This window comes from Cloacibacterium sp. Arc13 (assembly GCF_041431305.1).
Taxonomy (GTDB): domain Bacteria; phylum Bacteroidota; class Bacteroidia; order Flavobacteriales; family Weeksellaceae; genus Cloacibacterium; species Cloacibacterium caeni_B.
The window spans coordinates 219970-240732 of sequence record NZ_JASMRM010000001.1 but is presented as its reverse complement, the minus strand read 5'-3'; the positions used below and the strand labels follow the sequence as shown (position 1 = coordinate 240732).

22 protein-coding genes are annotated in these 20763 nt (G+C 33.2%); 10 read left to right on the top strand and 12 right to left on the bottom strand.

The window, feature by feature from the left end:
• Nucleotides 1–105 precede the first annotated feature (105 nt).
• Both QO190_RS01170 and QO190_RS01165 read right to left on the bottom strand, forming a co-directional pair.
• The gene (locus QO190_RS01170; protein ID WP_371460868.1) at nucleotides 106–1419 is read right to left on the bottom strand and encodes a TolC family protein; all 1314 of its coding nucleotides are present in this window, start codon (nucleotides 1417–1419) and stop codon (nucleotides 106–108) included.
• Between the two features lie 96 nt (nucleotides 1420–1515).
• Nucleotides 1516–2916 carry a nucleoside recognition domain-containing protein gene (locus QO190_RS01165; protein WP_069799765.1) on the bottom strand — a complete coding sequence of 467 codons (1401 nt, stop codon included), beginning with the start codon at nucleotides 2914–2916 and terminating at the stop codon, nucleotides 1516–1518.
• A gap of 346 nt (nucleotides 2917–3262) precedes the next feature.
• On the opposite strand from QO190_RS01165, the gene QO190_RS01160 reads away from it, so the two are divergent.
• The 6 genes from QO190_RS01160 (at nucleotide 3263) to QO190_RS01135 (ending at nucleotide 9664) form a co-directional block, all read left to right on the top strand.
• Complete coding sequence (locus tag QO190_RS01160; protein WP_371460867.1) at nucleotides 3263–5389, top strand: elongation factor G; 2127 nt, start codon at nucleotides 3263–3265, stop codon at nucleotides 5387–5389.
• A 316-nt stretch (nucleotides 5390–5705) separates the two neighbouring features.
• Nucleotides 5706–6479: a hypothetical protein gene (locus tag QO190_RS01155; RefSeq protein WP_371460866.1), complete on the top strand. Its 774-nt coding sequence runs from the start codon at nucleotides 5706–5708 to the stop codon at nucleotides 6477–6479.
• A 114-nt stretch (nucleotides 6480–6593) separates the two neighbouring features.
• On the top strand, nucleotides 6594–6797 hold the full coding sequence (locus QO190_RS01150) for a hypothetical protein (protein ID WP_213190181.1): 204 nt from the start codon (nucleotides 6594–6596) through the stop codon (nucleotides 6795–6797).
• A 115-nt stretch (nucleotides 6798–6912) separates the two neighbouring features.
• Nucleotides 6913–7470, top strand: a complete 558-nt coding sequence (locus tag QO190_RS01145; RefSeq protein WP_213190182.1) for a hypothetical protein — start codon at nucleotides 6913–6915, stop codon at nucleotides 7468–7470.
• Nucleotides 7471–7649: 179 nt separating this feature from the next.
• A complete protein-coding gene (locus tag QO190_RS01140; RefSeq protein ID WP_371460864.1) occupies nucleotides 7650–9185 on the top strand; it encodes a YifB family Mg chelatase-like AAA ATPase in 1536 nt (511 codons plus the stop codon).
• 20 nt (nucleotides 9186–9205) lie between these two features.
• Nucleotides 9206–9664: a hypothetical protein gene (locus tag QO190_RS01135; RefSeq protein ID WP_371460863.1), complete on the top strand. Its 459-nt coding sequence runs from the start codon at nucleotides 9206–9208 to the stop codon at nucleotides 9662–9664.
• A gap of 75 nt (nucleotides 9665–9739) precedes the next feature.
• Here the strand turns inward: QO190_RS01135 and QO190_RS01130 are convergent, their stop codons facing one another.
• Nucleotides 9740–10846, bottom strand: coding sequence for a DUF3078 domain-containing protein (locus tag QO190_RS01130; RefSeq protein WP_371460862.1), 1107 nt, complete (start codon nucleotides 10844–10846; stop codon nucleotides 9740–9742).
• Nucleotides 10847–11011: 165 nt separating this feature from the next.
• Between QO190_RS01130 and QO190_RS01125 the strand changes: the two genes are divergently transcribed.
• The 3 genes from QO190_RS01125 to gdhA all read left to right on the top strand — a co-directional run bounded on the left by QO190_RS01125 (nucleotide 11012) and on the right by gdhA (nucleotide 14454).
• Nucleotides 11012–11782 (top strand): rhomboid family intramembrane serine protease, encoded by a 771-nt coding sequence (locus QO190_RS01125; protein ID WP_371460861.1) that lies wholly within the window; start codon nucleotides 11012–11014, stop codon nucleotides 11780–11782.
• Nucleotides 11783–11806: 24 nt separating this feature from the next.
• Nucleotides 11807–12910, top strand: coding sequence for a DNA-processing protein DprA (gene dprA, locus QO190_RS01120; protein ID WP_371460860.1), 1104 nt, complete (start codon nucleotides 11807–11809; stop codon nucleotides 12908–12910).
• Nucleotides 12911–13095: 185 nt separating this feature from the next.
• Nucleotides 13096–14454: an NADP-specific glutamate dehydrogenase gene (gene gdhA / locus QO190_RS01115; RefSeq protein ID WP_104793057.1), complete on the top strand. Its 1359-nt coding sequence runs from the start codon at nucleotides 13096–13098 to the stop codon at nucleotides 14452–14454.
• A gap of 71 nt (nucleotides 14455–14525) precedes the next feature.
• On the opposite strand, the gene QO190_RS01110 is transcribed toward gdhA, so the two are convergent.
• Nucleotides 14526–15014 carry a YkgJ family cysteine cluster protein gene (locus QO190_RS01110; protein WP_371460859.1) on the bottom strand — a complete coding sequence of 163 codons (489 nt, stop codon included), beginning with the start codon at nucleotides 15012–15014 and terminating at the stop codon, nucleotides 14526–14528.
• A 35-nt stretch (nucleotides 15015–15049) separates the two neighbouring features.
• On the bottom strand, nucleotides 15050–15982 hold the full coding sequence (locus QO190_RS01105; protein ID WP_371460858.1) for an ion channel: 933 nt from the start codon (nucleotides 15980–15982) through the stop codon (nucleotides 15050–15052).
• A 62-nt stretch (nucleotides 15983–16044) separates the two neighbouring features.
• On the opposite strand from QO190_RS01105, the gene QO190_RS01100 reads away from it, so the two are divergent.
• Entirely contained in the window at nucleotides 16045–16431 is a 387-nt protein-coding gene (locus QO190_RS01100; RefSeq protein ID WP_371460857.1) for a group III truncated hemoglobin, read from the top strand.
• On the opposite strand, the gene QO190_RS01095 is transcribed toward QO190_RS01100, so the two are convergent.
• The 7 genes from QO190_RS01095 to QO190_RS01065 all read right to left on the bottom strand — a co-directional run bounded on the left by QO190_RS01095 (nucleotide 16426) and on the right by QO190_RS01065 (nucleotide 20723).
• Nucleotides 16426–16764 (bottom strand): DUF6122 family protein, encoded by a 339-nt coding sequence (locus QO190_RS01095; protein WP_371460856.1) that lies wholly within the window; start codon nucleotides 16762–16764, stop codon nucleotides 16426–16428. The genes QO190_RS01100 and QO190_RS01095 overlap by 6 nt on opposite strands.
• A gap of 3 nt (nucleotides 16765–16767) precedes the next feature.
• The gene (locus QO190_RS01090) at nucleotides 16768–17484 is read right to left on the bottom strand and encodes a DNA alkylation repair protein (protein WP_371460855.1); all 717 of its coding nucleotides are present in this window, start codon (nucleotides 17482–17484) and stop codon (nucleotides 16768–16770) included.
• Between the two features lies 1 nt (nucleotide 17485).
• Nucleotides 17486–18139, bottom strand: coding sequence for a DUF4919 domain-containing protein (locus QO190_RS01085; RefSeq protein WP_371460854.1), 654 nt, complete (start codon nucleotides 18137–18139; stop codon nucleotides 17486–17488).
• 196 nt (nucleotides 18140–18335) lie between these two features.
• The gene (gene hflX, locus QO190_RS01080) at nucleotides 18336–19547 is read right to left on the bottom strand and encodes a GTPase HflX (RefSeq protein ID WP_371460853.1); all 1212 of its coding nucleotides are present in this window, start codon (nucleotides 19545–19547) and stop codon (nucleotides 18336–18338) included.
• 48 nt (nucleotides 19548–19595) lie between these two features.
• Nucleotides 19596–19862 (bottom strand): SemiSWEET family sugar transporter, encoded by a 267-nt coding sequence (locus QO190_RS01075; RefSeq protein ID WP_213197109.1) that lies wholly within the window; start codon nucleotides 19860–19862, stop codon nucleotides 19596–19598.
• A 70-nt stretch (nucleotides 19863–19932) separates the two neighbouring features.
• A complete protein-coding gene (locus QO190_RS01070) occupies nucleotides 19933–20196 on the bottom strand; it encodes a SemiSWEET family sugar transporter (RefSeq protein WP_371460852.1) in 264 nt (87 codons plus the stop codon).
• A gap of 110 nt (nucleotides 20197–20306) precedes the next feature.
• A complete protein-coding gene (locus QO190_RS01065) occupies nucleotides 20307–20723 on the bottom strand; it encodes an META domain-containing protein (protein WP_371460851.1) in 417 nt (138 codons plus the stop codon).
• Between the last annotated feature and the right edge of the window lie 40 nt (nucleotides 20724–20763).

Sequence of the window (20763 nt, the reverse complement as noted above, 5' to 3'; positions counted from 1 at the left end):
AAATCAATTCGTTTCTCTGTGAATTTCTTTGAGTGAATTTTTACAAATATATACATTAAAAAAATTCGACATTCACTTTTCTAAAGGAAAATATTCACGATTCAATTACAACGAAAGCGGAATTCCTGCATAGAAATTCAACAGTTTTGTGCTAAAAATAAAATTATATTTCGCTTGAGAAACAGAACCTTGCGCATTGATGTAATTATTTCTTGCATTGTTCAGGTCATAAATGGTAGCTCTACCTGCTTCATAACTTTTCTCGGCAAATTCTAATGCTAACTTGGTCGATTTTTCGGCTTCTAAAGCTGCCAGATAGTTTTCATAATTAGCATTGGCATCAAAATAAGCACGCTGAACATTTTGCTGAACTTCTACTTTTTGTTGTTCTAAAGTGTTTTTAGCAATGCTTTCAGAAATTTTAGCCTGTTCTACTTGTAATTTGGTAATCCCTTTGTTAAAAATGGGAATGTTTGCAGAAACGCCTAATTGTTGACCAAAATTATCTCCATATTGTTTAAAAAAACCATCATTACTTCTACTTAAAGAATCAAAATAATTGGTTCCAATTCCAGCAGAAGCAGAAACGGAAGGATAAAAAGCAGTTTTTGCAATTTCGGTTTGTTTTTGAGCAGAAAGAATTCTGGTTTCAGCAGCTTTTACTTGTGGTTGATTTTCAAATGCTTTTTCTACAATATTTTCTGTAGAATTAAGCGGTGCGTCTAATAAACTTGGCAAAGGAACTTCTTGCACATCAAAGTTCTGATAATCTTTTAGTTGCAATAACATCGCTAATGAAAAAAGAGAACGCTGAATATCTATTTCAGCAGATTTTTGGCGCTGTTTTTCTCTTGCTAAACCTGCAGTTGCTTCTGCTTCTACCGTTTTTGGCGTGGTTCCTACTTCTGTAGTAATTTTCGCTCTGCTCAATACTTTTTCGGCATTTGCTACGGCTTCATCAGAGATTTTCTTTACTTCCTTATTCAGTAAAACTTGTAAATATTGTTGTGCAATTTGAAGTGAAATATCATTTTTCACTCGTTCTGCATCTAACAAACTCGCTTCTAAATCATATTGAGATTTTTCGGCAGATTTCTGCAATCTTCCGTTATTGTACAATTGCATATTTGCACCAACCGAAGCACTGTTACTGAAATTATCATTTCTACCGATACTTCCTTGGAAACCTTGCGTAGTTCCAAAGCTCATATTATTGTTAAAACTACCCGAAACTGAAGGCAATTTATCTCTTTTAGAAATTTCTAGATTTTTAGCCTGAATATCTGCATTATATTGATTGCTAATAACTTGCAAATTATTTTTAACAGCATAATCTACACATTCTTGTAAACTCCATTTCTTCTGAGAAAACCCTAAAGAAAATGCTGATAGCAATACGAGTGAAAATATTTTTTTCATAGGATGAAAAGTTTCTCAATTAGACGAAGAATGGTGTTTTTTGTTACAAAAAAAGAAGCATTTCTGCTTCTCTTGTTCATTTATTTAGAAAAAATACTACCCAAAAAACAAATACGCCATTAAAATAGAAGTAACAATTCCCACTAAATCTGCCAATAGCATGGCACCAACTGTATAACGAGTGTTCTTAATTCCTACCGCTCCGAAATACACTGCAATCACATAAAAAGTAGTATCTGAACTACCTTGTAAAATCCCAGAAAGTCTGGCTGGGAAAGAATCTACGCCAAAAACATTCATTGTGTCTACCATCATTCCTCTTGCTCCTGAACCAGAAAGTGGTTTGATTAAAGCCGTTGGTAAACCATCAACAAATCGGGTATCTAAATTGGCAATTTGGGCAAACCATTTCATTCCATCTATAATGACATCAAAAACACCAGAAGTTCTCAAAAGAGAAATCGCAATCAGCATTCCTACCAAATACGGAATAATCTTTACGCAGACATTGAAACCTTCTTTTGCACCATCAATAAACGCATCAAAAACATTGATTTTTTTGTAAACAGCTCCTGCGATAATTGCAAAGAAAATCAACAAAATCATTCCATTGCTGATAAGTTTACTCACATCATCTAATTCTTCTTTGCTCAATCTTACTAAAAACCAAACCAACAATGCAATGAGTGCCGAAATTCCACCTACGAAAGCCAAAAGTGTAGGCTGAAAAAGATTGATTTTTTGTTTGATGGAAACAATAATCATCGCGGCCATGGTTGCACAAAAAGTAGCAATTAAAGTCGGCAAGAAAATATCAGTTGGCGTTGCAGAATTCATGGAAGCTCTAATCGCAATAATAGAAACAGGAATTAGCGTTAATCCACTTGCATGAAGACACAGAAACATAATTTGTGCATTAGAAGCTCTGTCTTTATCTGGATTTAAGGTTTGTAAACTTTCCATGGCTTTTAAACCAAAAGGCGTTGCAGCGTTGTCTAAACCTAATAAATTCGCGGCGAAATTAAGCGTCATGTGACCGAAAGAAGGGTGATTTTTAGGAATTTCAGGGAAAAGTTTCGAGAAAAATGGTTGAATCATTCTTGAAAGAAAATTGATACCACCTGCTTTTTCGGCGATGCTCATAAAACCCATAAAAAGCGTCATAATTCCTATTAAACCAAGGGAAATTTCTACCGCAGTTTTACTGGTAGAGATTACACCATCTGCTTTTTGAACTCTATAAACAGCTACTTGATTGGTAGAATCTTTTTTGTAATTAATTCTCGCTAGTTCGGTGTCTGGATTTTCGGTTAAAGATTTCTGAATTTCCGCAGAAAGTTTTTGAACAGGAACTTTAGCAATCTGAACCGTGTCTCCACTTTTTCCTACTACCAAATCATTATAAATTGCTTTGTAGTTATCGCTAAATAAATATTTAATACTTGCCACTACAATGGCTACAATAATAAATGCGCTCCAAATTCTGCTTAAAACCATTTCCTTTAAAATTTTGATAAAAGTAACTAATTTTGCTGGAAGTCAGAAGTCAGAAGTCAGAAGTTTTTTAGAAAAAGTACAGAAATGTTTTCTACTTTTTTTTAACATCAAACATCCAGCTTCCATCACCTCACAATTCCCGACCTTTCAAAAATCATGTTCCAAAGTTTACATTGTATTAAAATCTTTTGTAATTTTAGTATCCTAAATTTTTACATTCAAAGTGCCTTTTAAGACATTCTTGATTTTAAAAATTTTCGCCTTATAAGGAATTGCAGTGTGCATTCCGTCTGAATTTTAGTAAATCAGATGTGATAGATGAAAATAATTTTAAAACTCAAAAGATATGAGCACTAACACTAAAGACCTCCGTAACGTAGTTTTACTCGGGCATTCAGGAAGCGGTAAAACTACATTTATAGAAACCATGCTCTACGAAGGTGGAGCGATCAAAAGAAGAGGAACTGTAGAACAACACAACACCGTTTCCGACAATACCGACCTAGAACACGAACGCGAAAACACGATTTTCTCACATCAAATGTTCGTGAATTGGAAAAAAAATAAAATCAACATTTTAGATACCCCAGGTTTTGACGATTTCGTAGGTGAAGTAATTGCCAACTTAAAAGTAGCAGATACTGCACTGATTATGGTAAATGCTGCAGCTGGTGTAGAAGTAGGCACTGAATTGGTTTGGGAATATGTAGAAGATTATAAAACACCTTCTATTTTCGTGATTAATCAGATGGATCATCAAAAAGCTGATTACGACACTACTTTAGAACAACTTAAAAATAGATTTGGAAGCAAAGTTATTCCTATTCAGTATCCACTAAATTCTGGTGACGGATTTAACCAAATTGTGGATGCCTTGAGAATGGTAATGTATGAGTTTCCTACAATTGGTGGAAAACCAGAGAAAAAACCAATCCCTGAATCTGAAATGGCAAGAGCTAATGAAATGCACAATGCACTAGTAGAAATGGCTGCCGAAAACGAAGAAGGATTAATGGAAAAATATTTCGAAGAAGGAAATCTTTCTGAAGAAGAATTGGCACAAGGTTTAATGATTGGTCTAGCAAAACACGATTTCTTCCCAGTATTTGTAGCATCTGGTGCTAAAGATATGGGCTCTGGTAGAATTATGGGCTTTATAGATGATATCGCTCCATCTCCTGCTGACCGTTTTGGTAGCAAACTGGAAAATGGAGAGGTTTTAGCTTGTAATGCTGCAGACAAAGCCACTATTTTCATTTACAAAACTCAATCTGAACCGCAAGTTGGCGTAGTTTCTTATTTCAAAGTGTTCTCTGGGGAAATAAAACCAGGTGATGAACTGATTAATGCCAATAACGGTGAACTTGAAAGAATTTCTCAAATTTTCGTAGCAGAAGGAAAAGAGAGAACCGCCGTAGATAAATTAGTTGCGGGTGACTTAGGCGTTACCGTAAAACTTAAAAACGGACATTCTAACAATACCCTCAATACAAAAGGTGTTGATAGAAAAATAGAACCTATGAAATTCCCAGAAAGCAGATTGAGAAAAGCTGTTTTCGTAGAAAATACAGCAGAAACCGAAAAACTTTTTGCTGCGCTTAATAAACTTAAAGAAGAAGATCCTACCTTAAAAGTAGAGATAGACCATGATACCCACGAAGCCATTTTAGGAGGACAAGGTCAATTGCACCTTGACTTGGTAAAATATCGTCTCGAAAAAGATTTCGGTGTGAAAATGGAAATGAAAAATCCTAAAATTTCTTACCGCGAAACCATCACTGGAAAAGCAGAAGCAGATTACAGACACAAAAAACAATCTGGTGGAGCTGGTCAGTTTGGTGAAATTCACATGAGAGTAGAAAATTACTACGAAGGAATGCCAGAACCAGAAGGCGTAAACATTAGAAGCAAAGAATTCGAAGATTTACCTTGGGGCGGAAAATTTGCTTTCTACTGGTGTATCGTAGGTGGAGCGATAGATTCTCGCTACATCGGCGCCATTAAAAAAGGAATTATGCAACAGTTAAAAGAAGGTCCATTAACTGGTTCACACTGCCAAAACATCAGAGTTTCTGTATATGACGGAAAAATGCACAGTGTAGACTCTAATGATATTTCTTTCCAATTGGCAGCTTCTGGCGCGTTTAAAGAAGCGTTCCACAATGCGCATCCTCAATTGTTAGAACCTATGTATCATGTAGAAATTCTAGCTCCAGACGAATGTACCGGTGATGTAATGGGAGATTTACAAACCAGACGTGCCATGATTTCTGGAATGGATAGCGAAGGTCATTATCAAAAAATTATGGCAGAAGTTCCATTGGCTGAAATGAACGATTACGGTTCTACATTGCGCTCATTAACAGGAGGTAGAGCAAAATTCTCTATGAAATTCAGTGACTACCAATTAGTTCCTGCCAATGTACAACAAGACCTCGTGAAAAAACATGCTGCTGAAAAAGTAGAAGCATAGTTTTTCTAATATAATTTCGAAGAAAACCTCAACGCAAGTTGGGGTTTTTTGTTGGGTGCATATTCTTTTTTCTTGATAAAAATTTCACCAAGTAAGTAGCACTCAAAAAGCAGTCTTTTAGGAGTCTTGCTCTACGTTTGTTCGTGGTTTGTTCGTGTTTCCTTCGAATCAGCCTCAGAAAAGTACCATAAATTACGAACAAGCCACGAACAAACCTAAAACTTGAGTGGACTTTGACTCGAACTTGAGTTAAAGAAAATAAGAGAGATATTAAGTTCTTAAAACTTTTGTATATTTGAGTGTTAGGCAAAATTTTATGAAAATCTTAATTCAAATAACTTTAATGACCTTTTTGTTATTTTTTTCAAACTGTTCAAAGCTTGATAAAAAAAACCATAAACAGAAAGAAACATTATTAATCGCAACGCAAAATTTTAATAACATTAAAGTAGTTAAAAGAACTTTAACAATATTTTCAGACAGCACTTACACGTTTATAGAAAATTTAAGAGAACCCAATCATAATAAGAATGAAACTTTTGAAGGACTAGTGAAAATAAATAAGGATTCAATTAAATTTCATCCTTTTAAACTTGATTTTAATAACGCAGAAACAGCAGTTTTGAAAAATGGATTTATTGAGTTTATTGATGGTGAAAACCCAGATAGAATGAAAATTGAGAAAACAACATTACCTGTTAAAAATAATCTTAACCTGGATAAATTTCCCAACTATGCTGTTTTCACGTTAAATAAGAATTTTGACAATGGTGAATGGCAACAAGATTACTCAAATTACGATTTAAACACTCGAGAATTATCAGTGTTAGATCAAATTTTTCAAAAGGAATTTCTCAAAAATAAAAAATTAAGAAATTTCAATGAATACCTAAAACAGATTGTTGCAGTGAAAAACAGTAGAAATGAAATACTAATTCAAGCGCGTTTCTTTTGTAAGACTTCCTTTTTATTAGAAAGCTATCAATATTATGAATCAGATATGCACGATGGTGGCAATTGTAATGTTTATTTAGAATTTAATCTGACAACCAAACAATTCAATTTTATAAACATTGCTGGAATGGCGTAAAGAAAACTGACGCTTCTACTCAAAATCTGAAATAAAAATAACCAAAACCTCAACCAAAAATTGAGGTTTTTTCATTTCAAAAAAATCCCCCCCAGCTGCGCAAAGTTTGCAACTTTGAGCAAGATTGAAAAAATGATAAAACAAGTGAGTTTTGGAAATATAGTAATTATGATGAGTAATTGGGCTCAAAGTCAGGAGACTTTGCGCAGCTGGAAACGTATATTTTTTTCTCAAAAACCTAAAAAGATAAGTTTAGAACCTAAAAAAACCATTCCAAAACCGCAAATTATAATTTCAGAACGTATATTTTTAGGTTAGTAATCAGAAATTTAGCCACAACATGCTTTTCATATTACTTTTTTTTCATAATTTAGTAATCAGGAAAAAGCGATTTGCTTGGTTTAAATATAACCTAATTAATATTAAAAAAATCATGAAAAAACTTTTAATCATTTCTTCTATTTTTTTGGGAGGGTTTTTATTTGCACAAAATTCGGTAGCAAAAATTACTCTAAAACAAGTTCAAAAAGAATTTAAATACAAAAAATACTCTATTGAAATCCTGAAAAAATTTATTTCTGAAATTGACGAGGTTGAGCAAGAGCCAAATGTCTGGGAAAGTATTCCTGGAGAAATTATTGGCTGGGAAAATGATAGGGCTACTTATTCAATAGTGGAGACTTTTTGGATAAAAAACAATAAGTTAATTCAAATAGAAACCAATCCAACGATTGAGCAAGTAAATAAATATTCACCTAAAAATGGACATTTTGAATATATCGAAGGTTGGCAATCCATTGGAAAAGTTTTGAAAAAAGACAAAAATGGAATCTTTCATTTGGGACTAATTATGCGTTTTGTAAAAGATGTTAATAGCGAAAATTTCAGCGATGAAAGATTTCAATTAGAGTATCAAACAAAGGATTTTAAAAAGTTTACTCTAAAAAGATTAAAACCTACAGAATCTAAAAAGTGGACAATTATAAAATAAAAAGAGACTAAAAAAGGCAAAATATTATTTGTAAAAGACGAGAGGAAAAGACAATTAAACTACACCCCTACATTACAGATTTAAATCCTAAACAATACATAAAACCTCAACCAAAAATTGAGGTTTTTTCATTTCAAAAAAATCCTTACTTTTACTTTTATAAAAAATTAATAACCAAAATGCTAGTAAAGATTTTCGGGAGCGCAATTCATGGCGTTTCGGCGCAAACCATCACTATAGAAGTTAATGTAGACACAGGCGGAGTAGGCTATCATCTTGTAGGCTTACCAGATAATGCCATTAAAGAAAGCAGCTATAGAATTAATGCCGCACTCAAAAATGTAGGCTACAAAATTCCGGGTAAGAAAATCACCATTAACATGGCTCCTGCAGATTTGCGCAAAGAAGGTTCTGCCTATGATTTAAGCATTGCTATTGGGATTTTGGCTGCTTCAGACTTAATAAAAGCCGAAAATTTAGAAAAATACATCATCATGGGCGAACTTTCCTTAGACGGAGGTTTGCAACCGATAAAAGGCGTTCTGCCCATTGCCATAAAAGCCAGAGAAGAAGGTTTCAAAGGCATTATTTTACCCAAACAAAACGTAAGAGAAGCCGCAATAGTCAATAATCTGGAAGTGTACGGTGTAGAAAACATTAAACAAGTTATTGATTTCTTTAACGAAGATATTCCGCTAGAAAGAACAGAATTTGACACCCGAAAAGAATTTCAAGAAAAAATAGACCATTTTCCTTTTGATTTTTCTGAAGTGAAAGGACAAGAAACCGCAAAACGAGCGATGGAAGTTGCCGCAGCTGGTGGTCATAACATTATTCTCATCGGTCCTCCCGGAAGTGGAAAAACCATGCTTGCTAAACGTGTTCCAAGTATTCTGCCACCTTTAACCATGAAAGAAGCTTTGGAAACCACCAAAATTCATTCTGTGGCAGGAAAAATGGGCGCCAATAATTCTTTGATGACAGTTAGGCCTTTTAGAAGTCCGCATCACACGATTTCTGACGTGGCTTTAGTTGGTGGCGGAAGTTATCCTCAACCTGGCGAAATTTCTTTGGCGCATAATGGTGTTTTATTTCTTGATGAAATGCCAGAATTTAAAAGAACGGTTCTAGAAGTGATGCGTCAACCGTTGGAAGACAGAGAAGTAACCATTTCCCGAGCGAGATTTTCGGTGAATTATCCTGCAAGTTTTATGCTGGTAGCAAGTATGAATCCAAGTCCAAGTGGTTATTTCCCTGATGATCCTAATAATACTTCTTCTCCATTTGAAATGCAACGCTACATGAACAAACTTTCTGGTCCTTTGTTAGATAGAATTGATATTCATATAGAAGTTCAAAAAGTAGAATTCGAGCAACTTTCAGACAAAAGAAAAGGCGAAAGCAGTATTGCAATTCGGGAGCGTGTTTTGAAAGCCAGAGAAATGCAAAATGTGCGCTACCAAGATTTAGATATTAGTTACAATGCTCAAATCGGGCCTAAAGAAATTGAAAAATACTGCGAACTGAATGAAGATTCTAAAAACCTCATCAAAAACGCCATGGAAAAACTAAATCTTTCGGCGAGAGCTTATGACAGGATTTTGAAGGTTTCTAGAACCATTGCAGATTTAGAACAATCAGAACATATTCTTTCTCATCATATTTCTGAAGCCATACAATACAGAAGTCTGGATAGAGAATTTTGGAATGCTTAATTTTTTAAACTATATAATTTATGGAAGACAATTTACATGTAGAGAACGGCGAAAATTTGATTATCGATTGGCGTTCAAAAGAATTTTTAAAAGAAACTGCAAAATGGGCTAAGTTTCTAGCCATTTTAGGTTTCGTAGGAATTGGATTAATGGTGTTGGGTTCATTAGTAATGCTTTTTGCACCGTCATCAGTAATGTCTAGTGGAGATTTTCCTTTTGGTGGGAAGATATTTATGATGCTCTTTTATTTAGCATTTGCGGTTTTATACTATTTCCCAATTTCTTACTTATATCAATTTTCAGAAAATACTAAAAAGGCAATTGAAAACAATGACAACAACGCTATTAGAGACGCTTTTGAGTTTTTAAAATCTCATTATAAATTTATAGGAATTTTGACCATCATCATGCTTTCTCTTTATGCAATTATTATTTTCATTGCTCTAATTGGAGTGGGAGCTGCTGCGATGATGAATTAATAGATATTTCTACTTAAATAAAAAATCCACCAAAAATTTGGTGGATTTAATTTTCGCTGAATTATTCAAATTATATTATAAAAACGGTTTTACCACTTTTTTAATTTTCGGCTTATCTTGGTTTTCTACTCCTAAATTATAAGAGAAACCTAAACCTAAAGTTTGCTTAAACTGCATTCTTTTAATTTGGTCATGGTCATACAATAAATCTGCACTTACATTGGCAGAAATTAACTTATTAACTCTGAAATTTAATTGACCGTTGTAAGAAAAATCCACTCGTTCTGTATGATATAAATAATTGGTAAAGAAGTTCAATTGATTCACCAAATTAATGTCTTTATAAATTTTTTGTCTGTACAAAATATTCACCATGGCTCCTAACTCTTTTCTGAGACTTTGACCATCTTTTTCTAAACCATAAAAACCTACTTTTTGCAAATGTTTATCTGCTACGATGGTAAACTTACCATTAATTGGTCTAAAAATGACTTGGAAATTTTCATTAGGATTATACGAGATACCAATACCCGTATTAATATATGCTGGAGCTAAAAATTTAGAAATTCTGTCATCAAAATTCGGACTTGGCGTTTTCACATAATTATAACCCGGCGCAAACTGAGAAATAAACTGCAAACCTGAAGACAAGTAATAATTCCTTCCTAAATCATAACCATAATTTGCCATGATATTGATGAAATCTTCTGTTTTTCTGGTGGTTTGCCCGCTTGCTGCTACAATGCCGTATCCTAATTGGAAATTATTTTCTAAATAATGCTTTCGCTTTTTGAAACTCAAATTATAATTGATTTTCCCTAAAATCCCAATGTTATTATTTCCCCCAGAATTCCAGTTGCTGAAACTCGCCTGATTAAAAACCATATTGTTTTGACCATAGAAATACCAAACTTTTTCTTCTTTGGTCTTAATCAATTGAAACGGTGTAATAGGAATCTCTGTGCCGAGTTCCGCAGTAATTTTATCGGTTTTTAGAATAATGGAATCCTTGTGCTTTACATCTATTTTTTGCAAATTAATTTCTGCCAAAGAATCTAAGTTAGGGATGTTTTTTTTCCAGTTTTCTGCGCTGATGGAATCTAGAATTCTTTTACTCTCAATTTGGGAGTAATACATATTTATAGATAGACAACCGAACACAAAAATTAACAACTTCTTCATTTTCAAAATTTAAAAAACCAGTTCAAAAATACAATTTGTAAAACGAATGGAAGTCTTGAAAACGAAAAAATCTTACTTTTTGTCTATAATTTTTAAAAAAATCGGGGATTTATAGTCAAATTTTCCATAAAATTGTCTTGGCATTTATTTAGTCACATTTTATTTATGCTAAAAAACACCATCCACATCAAAGCGCTTTTAATTCCTCTCTTCATGCTCTCTGCCATGTGGTTAGGTTTCTTTTTACAACACATCGGTTTTGTAGAAAACTGTGAAGGCTCTCTTATTCCTCTGGTTCCAGAAGGATTAAAAGGCGTAATATTTTCTCCACTCTTACACGGAAATTTAGAACATATCGCTAGTAATTCTGTACCGATTGCAGCATTGCTTTTCTTGCTTTATCAGTTTTATCCTAAATTGGCCAATCCTGTATTTTTTTACGGATGGATTGTTACAGGACTCGTAGTTTGGTTACTGCCACCCATGAATTTTTTCGGACAAGAAGCTACTTATACCTGCATCATCGGAGCGAGTGGAATTGTATATATGCTTGCATTTTTCTTATTCTTCAGCGGAATTTTTAGAAAAGACAAAAAACTGCTTACCGTTTCCCTTTTAGTCGCCTTGTATTACGGAAGTTTAATCTGGGGGATTTTTCCAGAAGAATTATTCTATCGATTAGACGAACCCAGCCGAATTTCTTGGCAAGCTCATCTTTCTGGAGCAGTAGTAGGCATTTCTCTGGCGCTTATTTTCAGAAAAAAACATCAAGAAAAAAAGAAAAAATTCATTTGGGAATTCCCAAATTATTACAGCGAAAAAGACGATAAACTTTGGCAAGAATACATCGAAGGTCATCCTGAACATTTTCTAGAAATGCAACAAAAAAAGAAAGAAGAAATCTGGGAACATTTAGACGAAATCAGAAAAAAGTAAAGCGATTTTTTCTTATTTTTGAGAATGTTACATGAAGAACATCTTTATTCCATAGCGTTACGCGCTACTCCGCTTATTGGCGATGTAAATTTTATGAGGTTGGTAGAAATTACAGGTTCTGCCAAAGAAACTTGGCATCTTTCTAAGAAATTGCTGAAAGAAATTCCGGGAATTGGCTCAAAAATTACTCAAGAAATCGGCAACGAAACTTATTTGAAATTCGCAGAAAAGGAAATTGATTTCTGTCAAAAAAATAACATTAAAATTAATCTTCGCCATTTAAAAGAACTTCCAAAATTGCTTTCTAACTGTGATGATGCTCCTGCAATTCTTTACCAAAAAGGAAGTATAGACGAAAGTTTAACTCCCATTTCCATCGTAGGAACCAGAAACATGACGAGTTATGGCAAACATTTCATTGAAGAATTTCTAGAAATTTTAAAAAATAAAAAAGTGCTCATCGTAAGTGGTTTGGCACTCGGAACAGATGGTTGCGCTCATACAGAAGCCTTAAAAAACCAACTGAAAACAGCAGGAGTTTTAGCTCATGGTTTGCATCTTATTTATCCTTCTCAGCATAAAAAATTAGCCGCAGAAATTTTAGAACAAGATGGCGCTTTGCTTACAGAATTTAATTCTAGTGAAAAACCAGACCGAGAACATTTTCTGCAAAGAAATAGAATTGTAGCAGGATTTTCGCCTGTTACCATTGTGGTAGAAACGGCTTTTGGTGGCGGTTCTATGAGTACTGTAAGTTATGCCAATGATTATAACCGAGAAGTTTTTGCCTTGCCTGGAAAAATCAATGATAAGTACAGCCAAGGTTGTAATTTGCTCATCGCACAGAATAAAGCCCGAATTTTACAAAATTTTGAAGAAATATTAGACGAATTGCAATTGGGTAAAGAAAAAGAAAAGATAGGAAGCCTTTTTGCTGCGAGAGAAATTAAACTGAGCAAAGAGTTGCAACCGATTTATGACGCGATTGCTTCTCAACCTCAAATTTCGTTAGACGACTTGAGCGAAAAACTAGACATTCCTCCTTATAAATTATTGCCCATTTTGCTTGATTTTGAGTTAAAAGGATACATTAAAGCACTTTCCGGAAAGCAATATTCTATAATTTAAAAATTCACAATTTTTTAATATTTCATTATTTTTCACATAACATCATGTTTTCCTTAATAGAAACATTATAATTATGAATTTAATAAAATTTTTAACATAATTTATATAATTTTCATTAAAGTCAAAATATTCCTTGTGAGAATAGAAAAAAAAATTAAATTTGTCTTTAATAATTCATAACATCTATGGAACAAAACACTATCGAACAAAAAATACAAGAGTTCGTTGCGAAAATTGAAGCAAAAAACCCAAATGAGCCAGAATTTTTACAAGCGGTAAAAGAAGTAGCAGTTACAGTTATTCCTTTTATTGTAACCAAAGAAGAGTACAGAGGAATGAAGCTTCTAGAGAGAATGGCTGAACCTGAAAGAGTAATCATTTTCAGAGTTCCTTGGGTAGATGATAAAGGTGAAATTCAGGTAAATAGAGGTTTCAGAATTCAGATGAACTCTGCAATCGGACCATATAAAGGAGGAATCAGATTCCATCCTACAGTAAACTTATCAGTGCTTAAATTTTTAGCATTCGAACAAGTTTTCAAGAACTCATTAACTACTCTACCAATGGGTGGTGGAAAAGGAGGTTCTGACTTTGACCCAACAGGAAAATCAAACAACGAAATTATGCGTTTCTGCCAATCTTTCATGACGGAAATGTGTAAACATATCGGTCCTGAAACAGACGTTCCTGCAGGAGATATCGGAGTAGGTGCTAGAGAAATTGGTTACCTTTTCGGTCAATACAAGAGAATTAGAAATGAGTTTACCGGAGTTCTTACTGGTAAAGGTTTAGCATACGGAGGTTCATTAATCAGACCAGAAGCTACAGGTTATGGTGTAGTATATTTTGGTGAACAAATGCTAAAAACAAAAGGCGAAGATTTCAAAGATAAAATCGTAACAGTTTCAGGTTTCGGAAACGTAGCTTGGGGAGTTATCAAAAAAATAGAGGAATTAGGCGGAAAAGCAGTAACTATTTCTGGTCCTGATGGTTATGTTTATGATAAAGACGGTATTACTGGCGAAAAAATAGATTTCTTATTAGAATTAAGAGCTTCTGGAAACAACAGAGCTGAAGATTACGTTAAGAAATTCCCAACTGCAGAATTCCATGCTGGTAAGAGACCTTGGGAAGTAAAATGTGACGTGGCTATTCCTGCTGCTACACAAAACGAACTTCACCTAGAAGATGCTAAAAATTTAGTGGAAAACGGTTGTAGATGTGTAGTAGAAGCTGCAAACATGCCTTCTACTCTAGACGCTATTAACTATTTCTTAGATAATAAAGTTTTATTCAGCCCAGGAAAAGCTTCTAACGCTGGTGGTGTAGCAACTTCTGGTCTAGAAATGACGCAAAACTCAATCAGATTAAACTGGAGTTCTGAAGAAGTAGACGCTAGACTGAAAGAAATTATGATTGGTATTCACAATGCTTGTAGAAAATACGGTAAAGAAGAAGATGGATACGTAAACTATGTAAAAGGTGCTAATATTGCAGGTTTCGTAAAAGTGGCTGAAGCAATGCTTGCACAAGGTGTTGTATAAATAATTGATGATTTTTTCAAAATAAAGACCCGTAAAACGGTAGAAAGTCTCGGATTTTATTCGAGACTTTTTTATTTGGCAAGGTTTTTCATCATTTTCTCTACAAACGTAAAAGCAGCTGGACAAATTACCGTGTTTTTCAACATAAGGTTATTAATTTGATAAATCTTTTTTCTATCAGTATGAGGATATTCTCTGCAAGCTTTTGGTCTTACTTCGTAGATAGAACACGTGTTATCTTCATTCAGGAAAAAACAAGGTAAATTTTGCAGCACTTTGTCATTATCTTCGTCTATTCTTAGAAATTTTGCTTCAAAATCTGCTGGTTTCATTCTGAGATGTTTAGCAATTCTCTCGATGTCTTTTTCAGTATAAAGCGGACCTGTAGTTTTGCAACAATTGGCACAAGCTAAACAATCTATATCCTCGAAAACCTCATCATGCACTTCTTGAACCACATAATCTAAATTTTTCGGCGGTTTTTTCTTGAGATTTTCCAGAAATTTTTTGTGCTCTTTTTGCTTCTGTAAAGCTTGGTTTTTATAAAATTCTAAATCCATAAAAGGAAAGCTAATATATTTTTTGAAATCTAAATTTATACTTTTTGATAGTCATTAATTTTATCCAAATCCAAAATCGTAGTCTTATTGTCCTCAGAAGAATGATACATCGGCAAAAATTTTGCGCCAAAGATAATTTCGGGAGTTATATAAGAGGTTCTTTGAACTACTGTATTGGCAAAAACTTCATCAAAAGCTTTTATCATAATGATTAATTCTATATCTGTATTTTTAAAATCTTCTTCGGTGAATCCGTAAAAAGGAGACTCACTGTGGATTTTATGTACTACTGTCCAATTGAGACTAAAACTATTTATTTTAGGCAAAGTAGGTTCTAATTGATAGAAACTGCTTACCATTTTTCCATCTATTTTTTCTTCAATGGCTGCGGTAATGGTAACTTCGGCTTCTGAAAGCATATTATTTTTAAAAGGAGCGGCCCTAAACATTATGGCCATTCCATCTTCATAAGGTGCTACTACAGCTATTTCGCTGAATTTTATAAATGCTCTTGGCCTAGAAAATCTTCCATAAAATAAACCAGTAGCAATGGCGAATCCCAATAATCCTAAAAATGCTTCGAATGTAGCCACAAAACTTGCTAAAGCACCAACTGGAGCTATTCTACCATAACCTACTGTAGTAAAAGTTTGAGCACTGAAGAAAAATACATCTACAAACTCCTGAAAAGGCGAACTTTTATCAATTCCTGTGAGATGTTCTATCCCAATAGCATAATAAATAGACGCAAAAAATAAATTTGCAATGATGTAAGAAATAACTAAAATGCCAATAAATTTAAATCTTGGTAATAATAAAAAAGTATGATACCAACTATAACGATCAAAAATGTTAATTCCTGTTCTTTTTACATTATATTGCCCATCTTTATTGGTAAATCTTCCAGAAGCAATGGCAGAAAAGCCACTATCTTTTTCTTCCTTGATTTTTAAATTTCGTTTTCCCATAACACAAATGTAAAAAAAGTTAAAATTATTTAATTAAGATAAATTTATCTTATTTTTGTAAAATGAAAGACATTACCACCACTCAAGATATACAACTACTCGTTAATACCTTTTACGAAAGCGTTCGAGAATCAGAAATCGCTTTTTTCTTTGAAGAAATCGCCCAAGTAAATTGGGAAAAACATTTGCCTAAAATGTACATTTTCTGGCAAGCTTTGTTATTTGCTGATGTGAAATTTGACGGAAATCCAATGGGTGCTCATTTCCCGATTAATGAAAAAATGGCAATGGAAAAACATCATTTTGACACGTGGTTGAGCCTTTGGAAATCTACTGTAGACCAATTATTCTCTGGAGAAATTGCAGAATCTGCCAAATATAAAGCCGAAAATATTGCCAGTTTAATGTCCTATAAAATGGAAATGGATACCAAACTGAGAAAACTATAATTTCATTAACCATTTCCAGAAATAAAAATCCTGAAAATCTGTAAACATATGAAATAGCAATCCTATTGCTATGATTCTGTAGTTTCCTCGCAGGAATAAAACGCCTAAAAAGTATAAAAAAATCATAGGATAAGTATGCAATGGATGAAAACCAATGCTGCTTCTTCCCTCCTGAAAAATTGGCGTAGCAAAAACATGATCTACATCTACCAACATGGTGGCTAACATAATGAAATAAGCCTTTTTCCAATTTTCTCTAAAGAAAATAAGCGCTATAAACACTGGAAATATCAAGTGTAAAAAATAGTGTGTTATGATTTTTGCAATTTCCAAAGTTTAAATTCTTCCTTTTAAAAAGTCTTGGCGTAAATCTTCGTCTAGTTTTTCAATCGCATAGCGAAGTGAAGTTCTGGGCATATTTTGGTAATGTTTTTTCAAAAAATTCATTAATTTTTCTTCATCTTTTTTGCCCATTTCTCTTAGAAGCCAACCGTTTGCTTTGTGCATCAAATCATGTGAATGATTCAAGTTATTCAGTGCCAATTCTATGGTTAGATCATGACTTCCTTTTTTGATATGATACATTGTAGCCACAATGGCGATGCGTTTTTCCCACATGTTTTCAGAATTCGATAACTTTTTCAAGATTTCATCTTTCTGATTTTCAAAACAATATCTTCCTAATAATTTATAACAAGACAAATCTACCAAGTCCCAATTATTGATATACTTTGTATTTTTTAGATAAAAATCAACGAGATTTTTTTTCTCTTTTTCGTCTTTAGATTTCTCAAATTTTGTTACTAAAATCAACAGCGCCACTAATCTCATCTCGTGAAATTCTGATTTCAAAATTTCTTGAACATCATCTAAAGATGCTTTCTGCCAATACTCCTTCACCAACTTTCTAGAATCTGGAACCACTACACCAATGAATTGGTCACCTTCTGCATATTGGCCTTTTCCTGTTTTAAAAAAATATGGCAAAAAATCTCTCTTTTCTGGTGTAGAAAGAAATTGTAAGGCTTCAAGGATTTGGTTGTGGAATTTCATTTTATTTAAATGCGTCTTTATGGTGGACTAATCTTACAAAAAATAAATCAAGACCATTCTTGAAAATGTAAAGCCAAGAACCATCTGGTAAAACTTTTTCTTTAAAATCAAGACCAGGAACAAATACAATAGAAAATTTTTCTACAGAGAGCATCAAATCTTGAAAACTTGTCACTAGAATAGCTGAATTGTCTAACTTTCCATTTCCACTTTTTTCTATGGTTTTAATTAGAAGCTGATATTGATTATAATGAAAATCGCTTTTTTCTTGGTCACTTTTAGCTTTATACAAATCTGACAAACAAAGTAAAAGTTCTTTATTTAATGGATTTTGTTCATAGAGAGGTAAAGCGTCTAGTAAAATTTTCTCTGCAAATTTCTTTGAAATTCTATTATGTGCGAATTTTGAAATTTTACCAGATTTTTGATTAAATGTTAATCTGTCATATCCATAATCTACATAATTATTCCCGTAATAAATATAATTAAGTTGTTCTTGAGAAAGTGTTTCTGGAGCAGTTTTGAAAATTTCTAAATATTCATAATAATATTTTTGAGGATTTACGGTGACATTTTTCTTTATTTCCTCAATATTAATTTGAGAAAAATAAAACTGAAATGAAAATATCAAAAATAGATTTAAAAAACTTTTCATGTGATTTTTCTGTCGTTCCTACGAACTTATTTTAATGGTTATTATTTTTCTACAAACCTATAGTTCCTACGGAACTCACTTTCATCAATTTCTATTTCATTGGAATAAATTCCAATGCTAAACATCGTTCGTTCCTCCAGAACTCACTCCATAATTCTAAAATTTTCCAACTCTACAATTCTCTAACTCTCACACTCTAGTTCTCCTCGTCTTCGAAATACTCAAACAAGAAATCATTATATGGAAATCTAGAAATATGAATTTTATGAACCTCATCGTAAATCATTTTCTTCATTTCTGGAAAATTCTCTTTAGATAAAGCCGAAATGAAAACCGTAGGATATTTAGATTTTGCCATCCACGTTTTTTTCCATTCTTCTAGAGAAATATTCTTTTTGGTAGCTGGAGTTAAATCATCTTCGTCTTTTTTCTCATAAGCAAAAGCATCTATTTTATTGAAAACCATAATCATAGGTTTCTGATGCGCATTGATTTCCATGAGAATTTGATTCACAGAATCAATGTGGTCTTCGAAACTTTCGTGAGAAATATCTACTACGTGAATGAGTAAATCAGCCTCGCGAACTTCATCAAGCGTAGATTTGAAAGATTCTACCAACTGAGTCGGCAATTTTCTAATGAAGCCAACCGTATCTGTCAATAAAAACGGCAAATTTCCAATCACTACTTTACGAACGGTAGTATCTAGCGTTGCAAAAAGTTTATTTTCTGCAAAAACTTCAGATTTAGAAAGCGCATTCATCAAAGTAGATTTTCCTACGTTGGTATATCCTACCAACGCAACTCTCACTACTTTTCCACGATTATTTCGTTGAGTCGCCATTTGTTTATCAATGGTTTTCAACTTTTCTTTTAGAAGCGTAATTCTATCACGAATAATACGTCTATCAGTTTCAATTTCGGTTTCACCAGGACCACGCATTCCGATTCCTCCTTTTTGACGTTCTAAGTGCGTCCACATTCTGGTTAATCTTGGTAAAAGATATTGATATTGAGCGAGTTCTACTTGAGTTCTTGCGTAAGAAGTTTGTGCTCTTTGTGCAAAAATATCAAGGATAAGATTGGTTCTATCGAGGATTTTTACTTCCGTTTCTCGCTCCAAATTTTTCAATTGAGAAGGTGAAAGTTCGTCATCAAAAATAACGGTTCCTATTTCGTTTTCTTTTACAAAATTTTTAATTTCTTCTGCTTTTCCGCTTCCTACAAAGGTTCTAGAATCTGGTTGAGATAATTTTTGCGTAAAGCGTTTTTCTACAGTTGCACCTGCAGTATAGGCAAGAAATTCTAACTCATCGAGATATTCGGTAAGTTTTTCTTCGTCTTGATGCTGTGTAATTAAGCCTACTAAAACGGCTTTTTCGTATTGATGTTCTTTTTTTTCGAGCATAAGGTTTACTGACTACATTATTTTACAAAGGTAATATATATTCATCTATCATAGAGATTTTGAGAATTTCCATTTTAAAATCAATAAAAAAACGGTGATGGCGATAGAAATACTGTTAGTCACCATCATAGAAATGCTGTCTTTTACCACACCATAATACAACCAAAGCACACTGCTGATGATTCCTATAATACAAGTGAGCAAAGAGATTTCTTCGGCTGATTTTTCCTTGAAAATTTTAATAATTTGAGGGATAAAAAGCGCTGAGGAAATTCCACCAGCTATAAACCCAAAGACTTCCGGATTGATATTCATGTTTTTCTTTCAAAGAAAATTCCTTTTCTCCAAAAGAACATTTCAAGGTTTAGAGAATCTTTTATAGAATTTACTTTTCAGAATATTTCCACTTGAGCAAAAGCATAATAACTGCTGATATACAAACCACTACATTGGTGAGAATTACTGAAGGAAGCTCTTTCCAAATTCCGTAAACCAACCAAATTAAAGTACTGGTCACCACAATCATAAAAGACGTTACAGAAATATCTTTCACCGATTTAGACTTCCAAGTTTTAAAAATTTGCGGAACAAAGGTAATGCAAGACAATGTTCCTGCAACCAAGCCGAGAATTTCTGGGTTAAAATTCATTTGATAATGTGTTAATATGATGATGAGTTGATATGATGATTTTTTTTAATTCAAATTTGCGAATTTTTTCAAAATCTTCATCAAATCTACTTTATATCAAACTATCAGTCTCAATCTTCGGCAACAAATTTCATGGTTTGTCCATTTTTATTTTTCAAAGTCAAAAAATGTCCTTTTACTTGATATTTGGTTATCGTAGGTAATAATTTCCCGAAGTTTTCTTCTAATTTCATGTTTCCGTCACAATACATCATGGTAGAACCAACTCCTGAGAAATGTATTCTGTGATTATTTTTCAATTTTACAGAGAAAAAAATACTGTTGCAGCCCATTTTTGCGCCACCTCCTTTTTCCAAGTGAGTTAGGTCTAGATATGCTTTTTTCTGAATGAGTTCTTCTTTGGTAAATCCTTGAAATTCAACCAACATCCACTTTCTTTTCAGTGAAGAAACTTCTTTCTGTTGAGCAAAACTCATCATAAAAAATGAAATTGATAATAAACTGATTATAAAAAAACGTGTTTTCATCATAGGTAATTTGTAACAGACCAGTCAAATTATATACCAA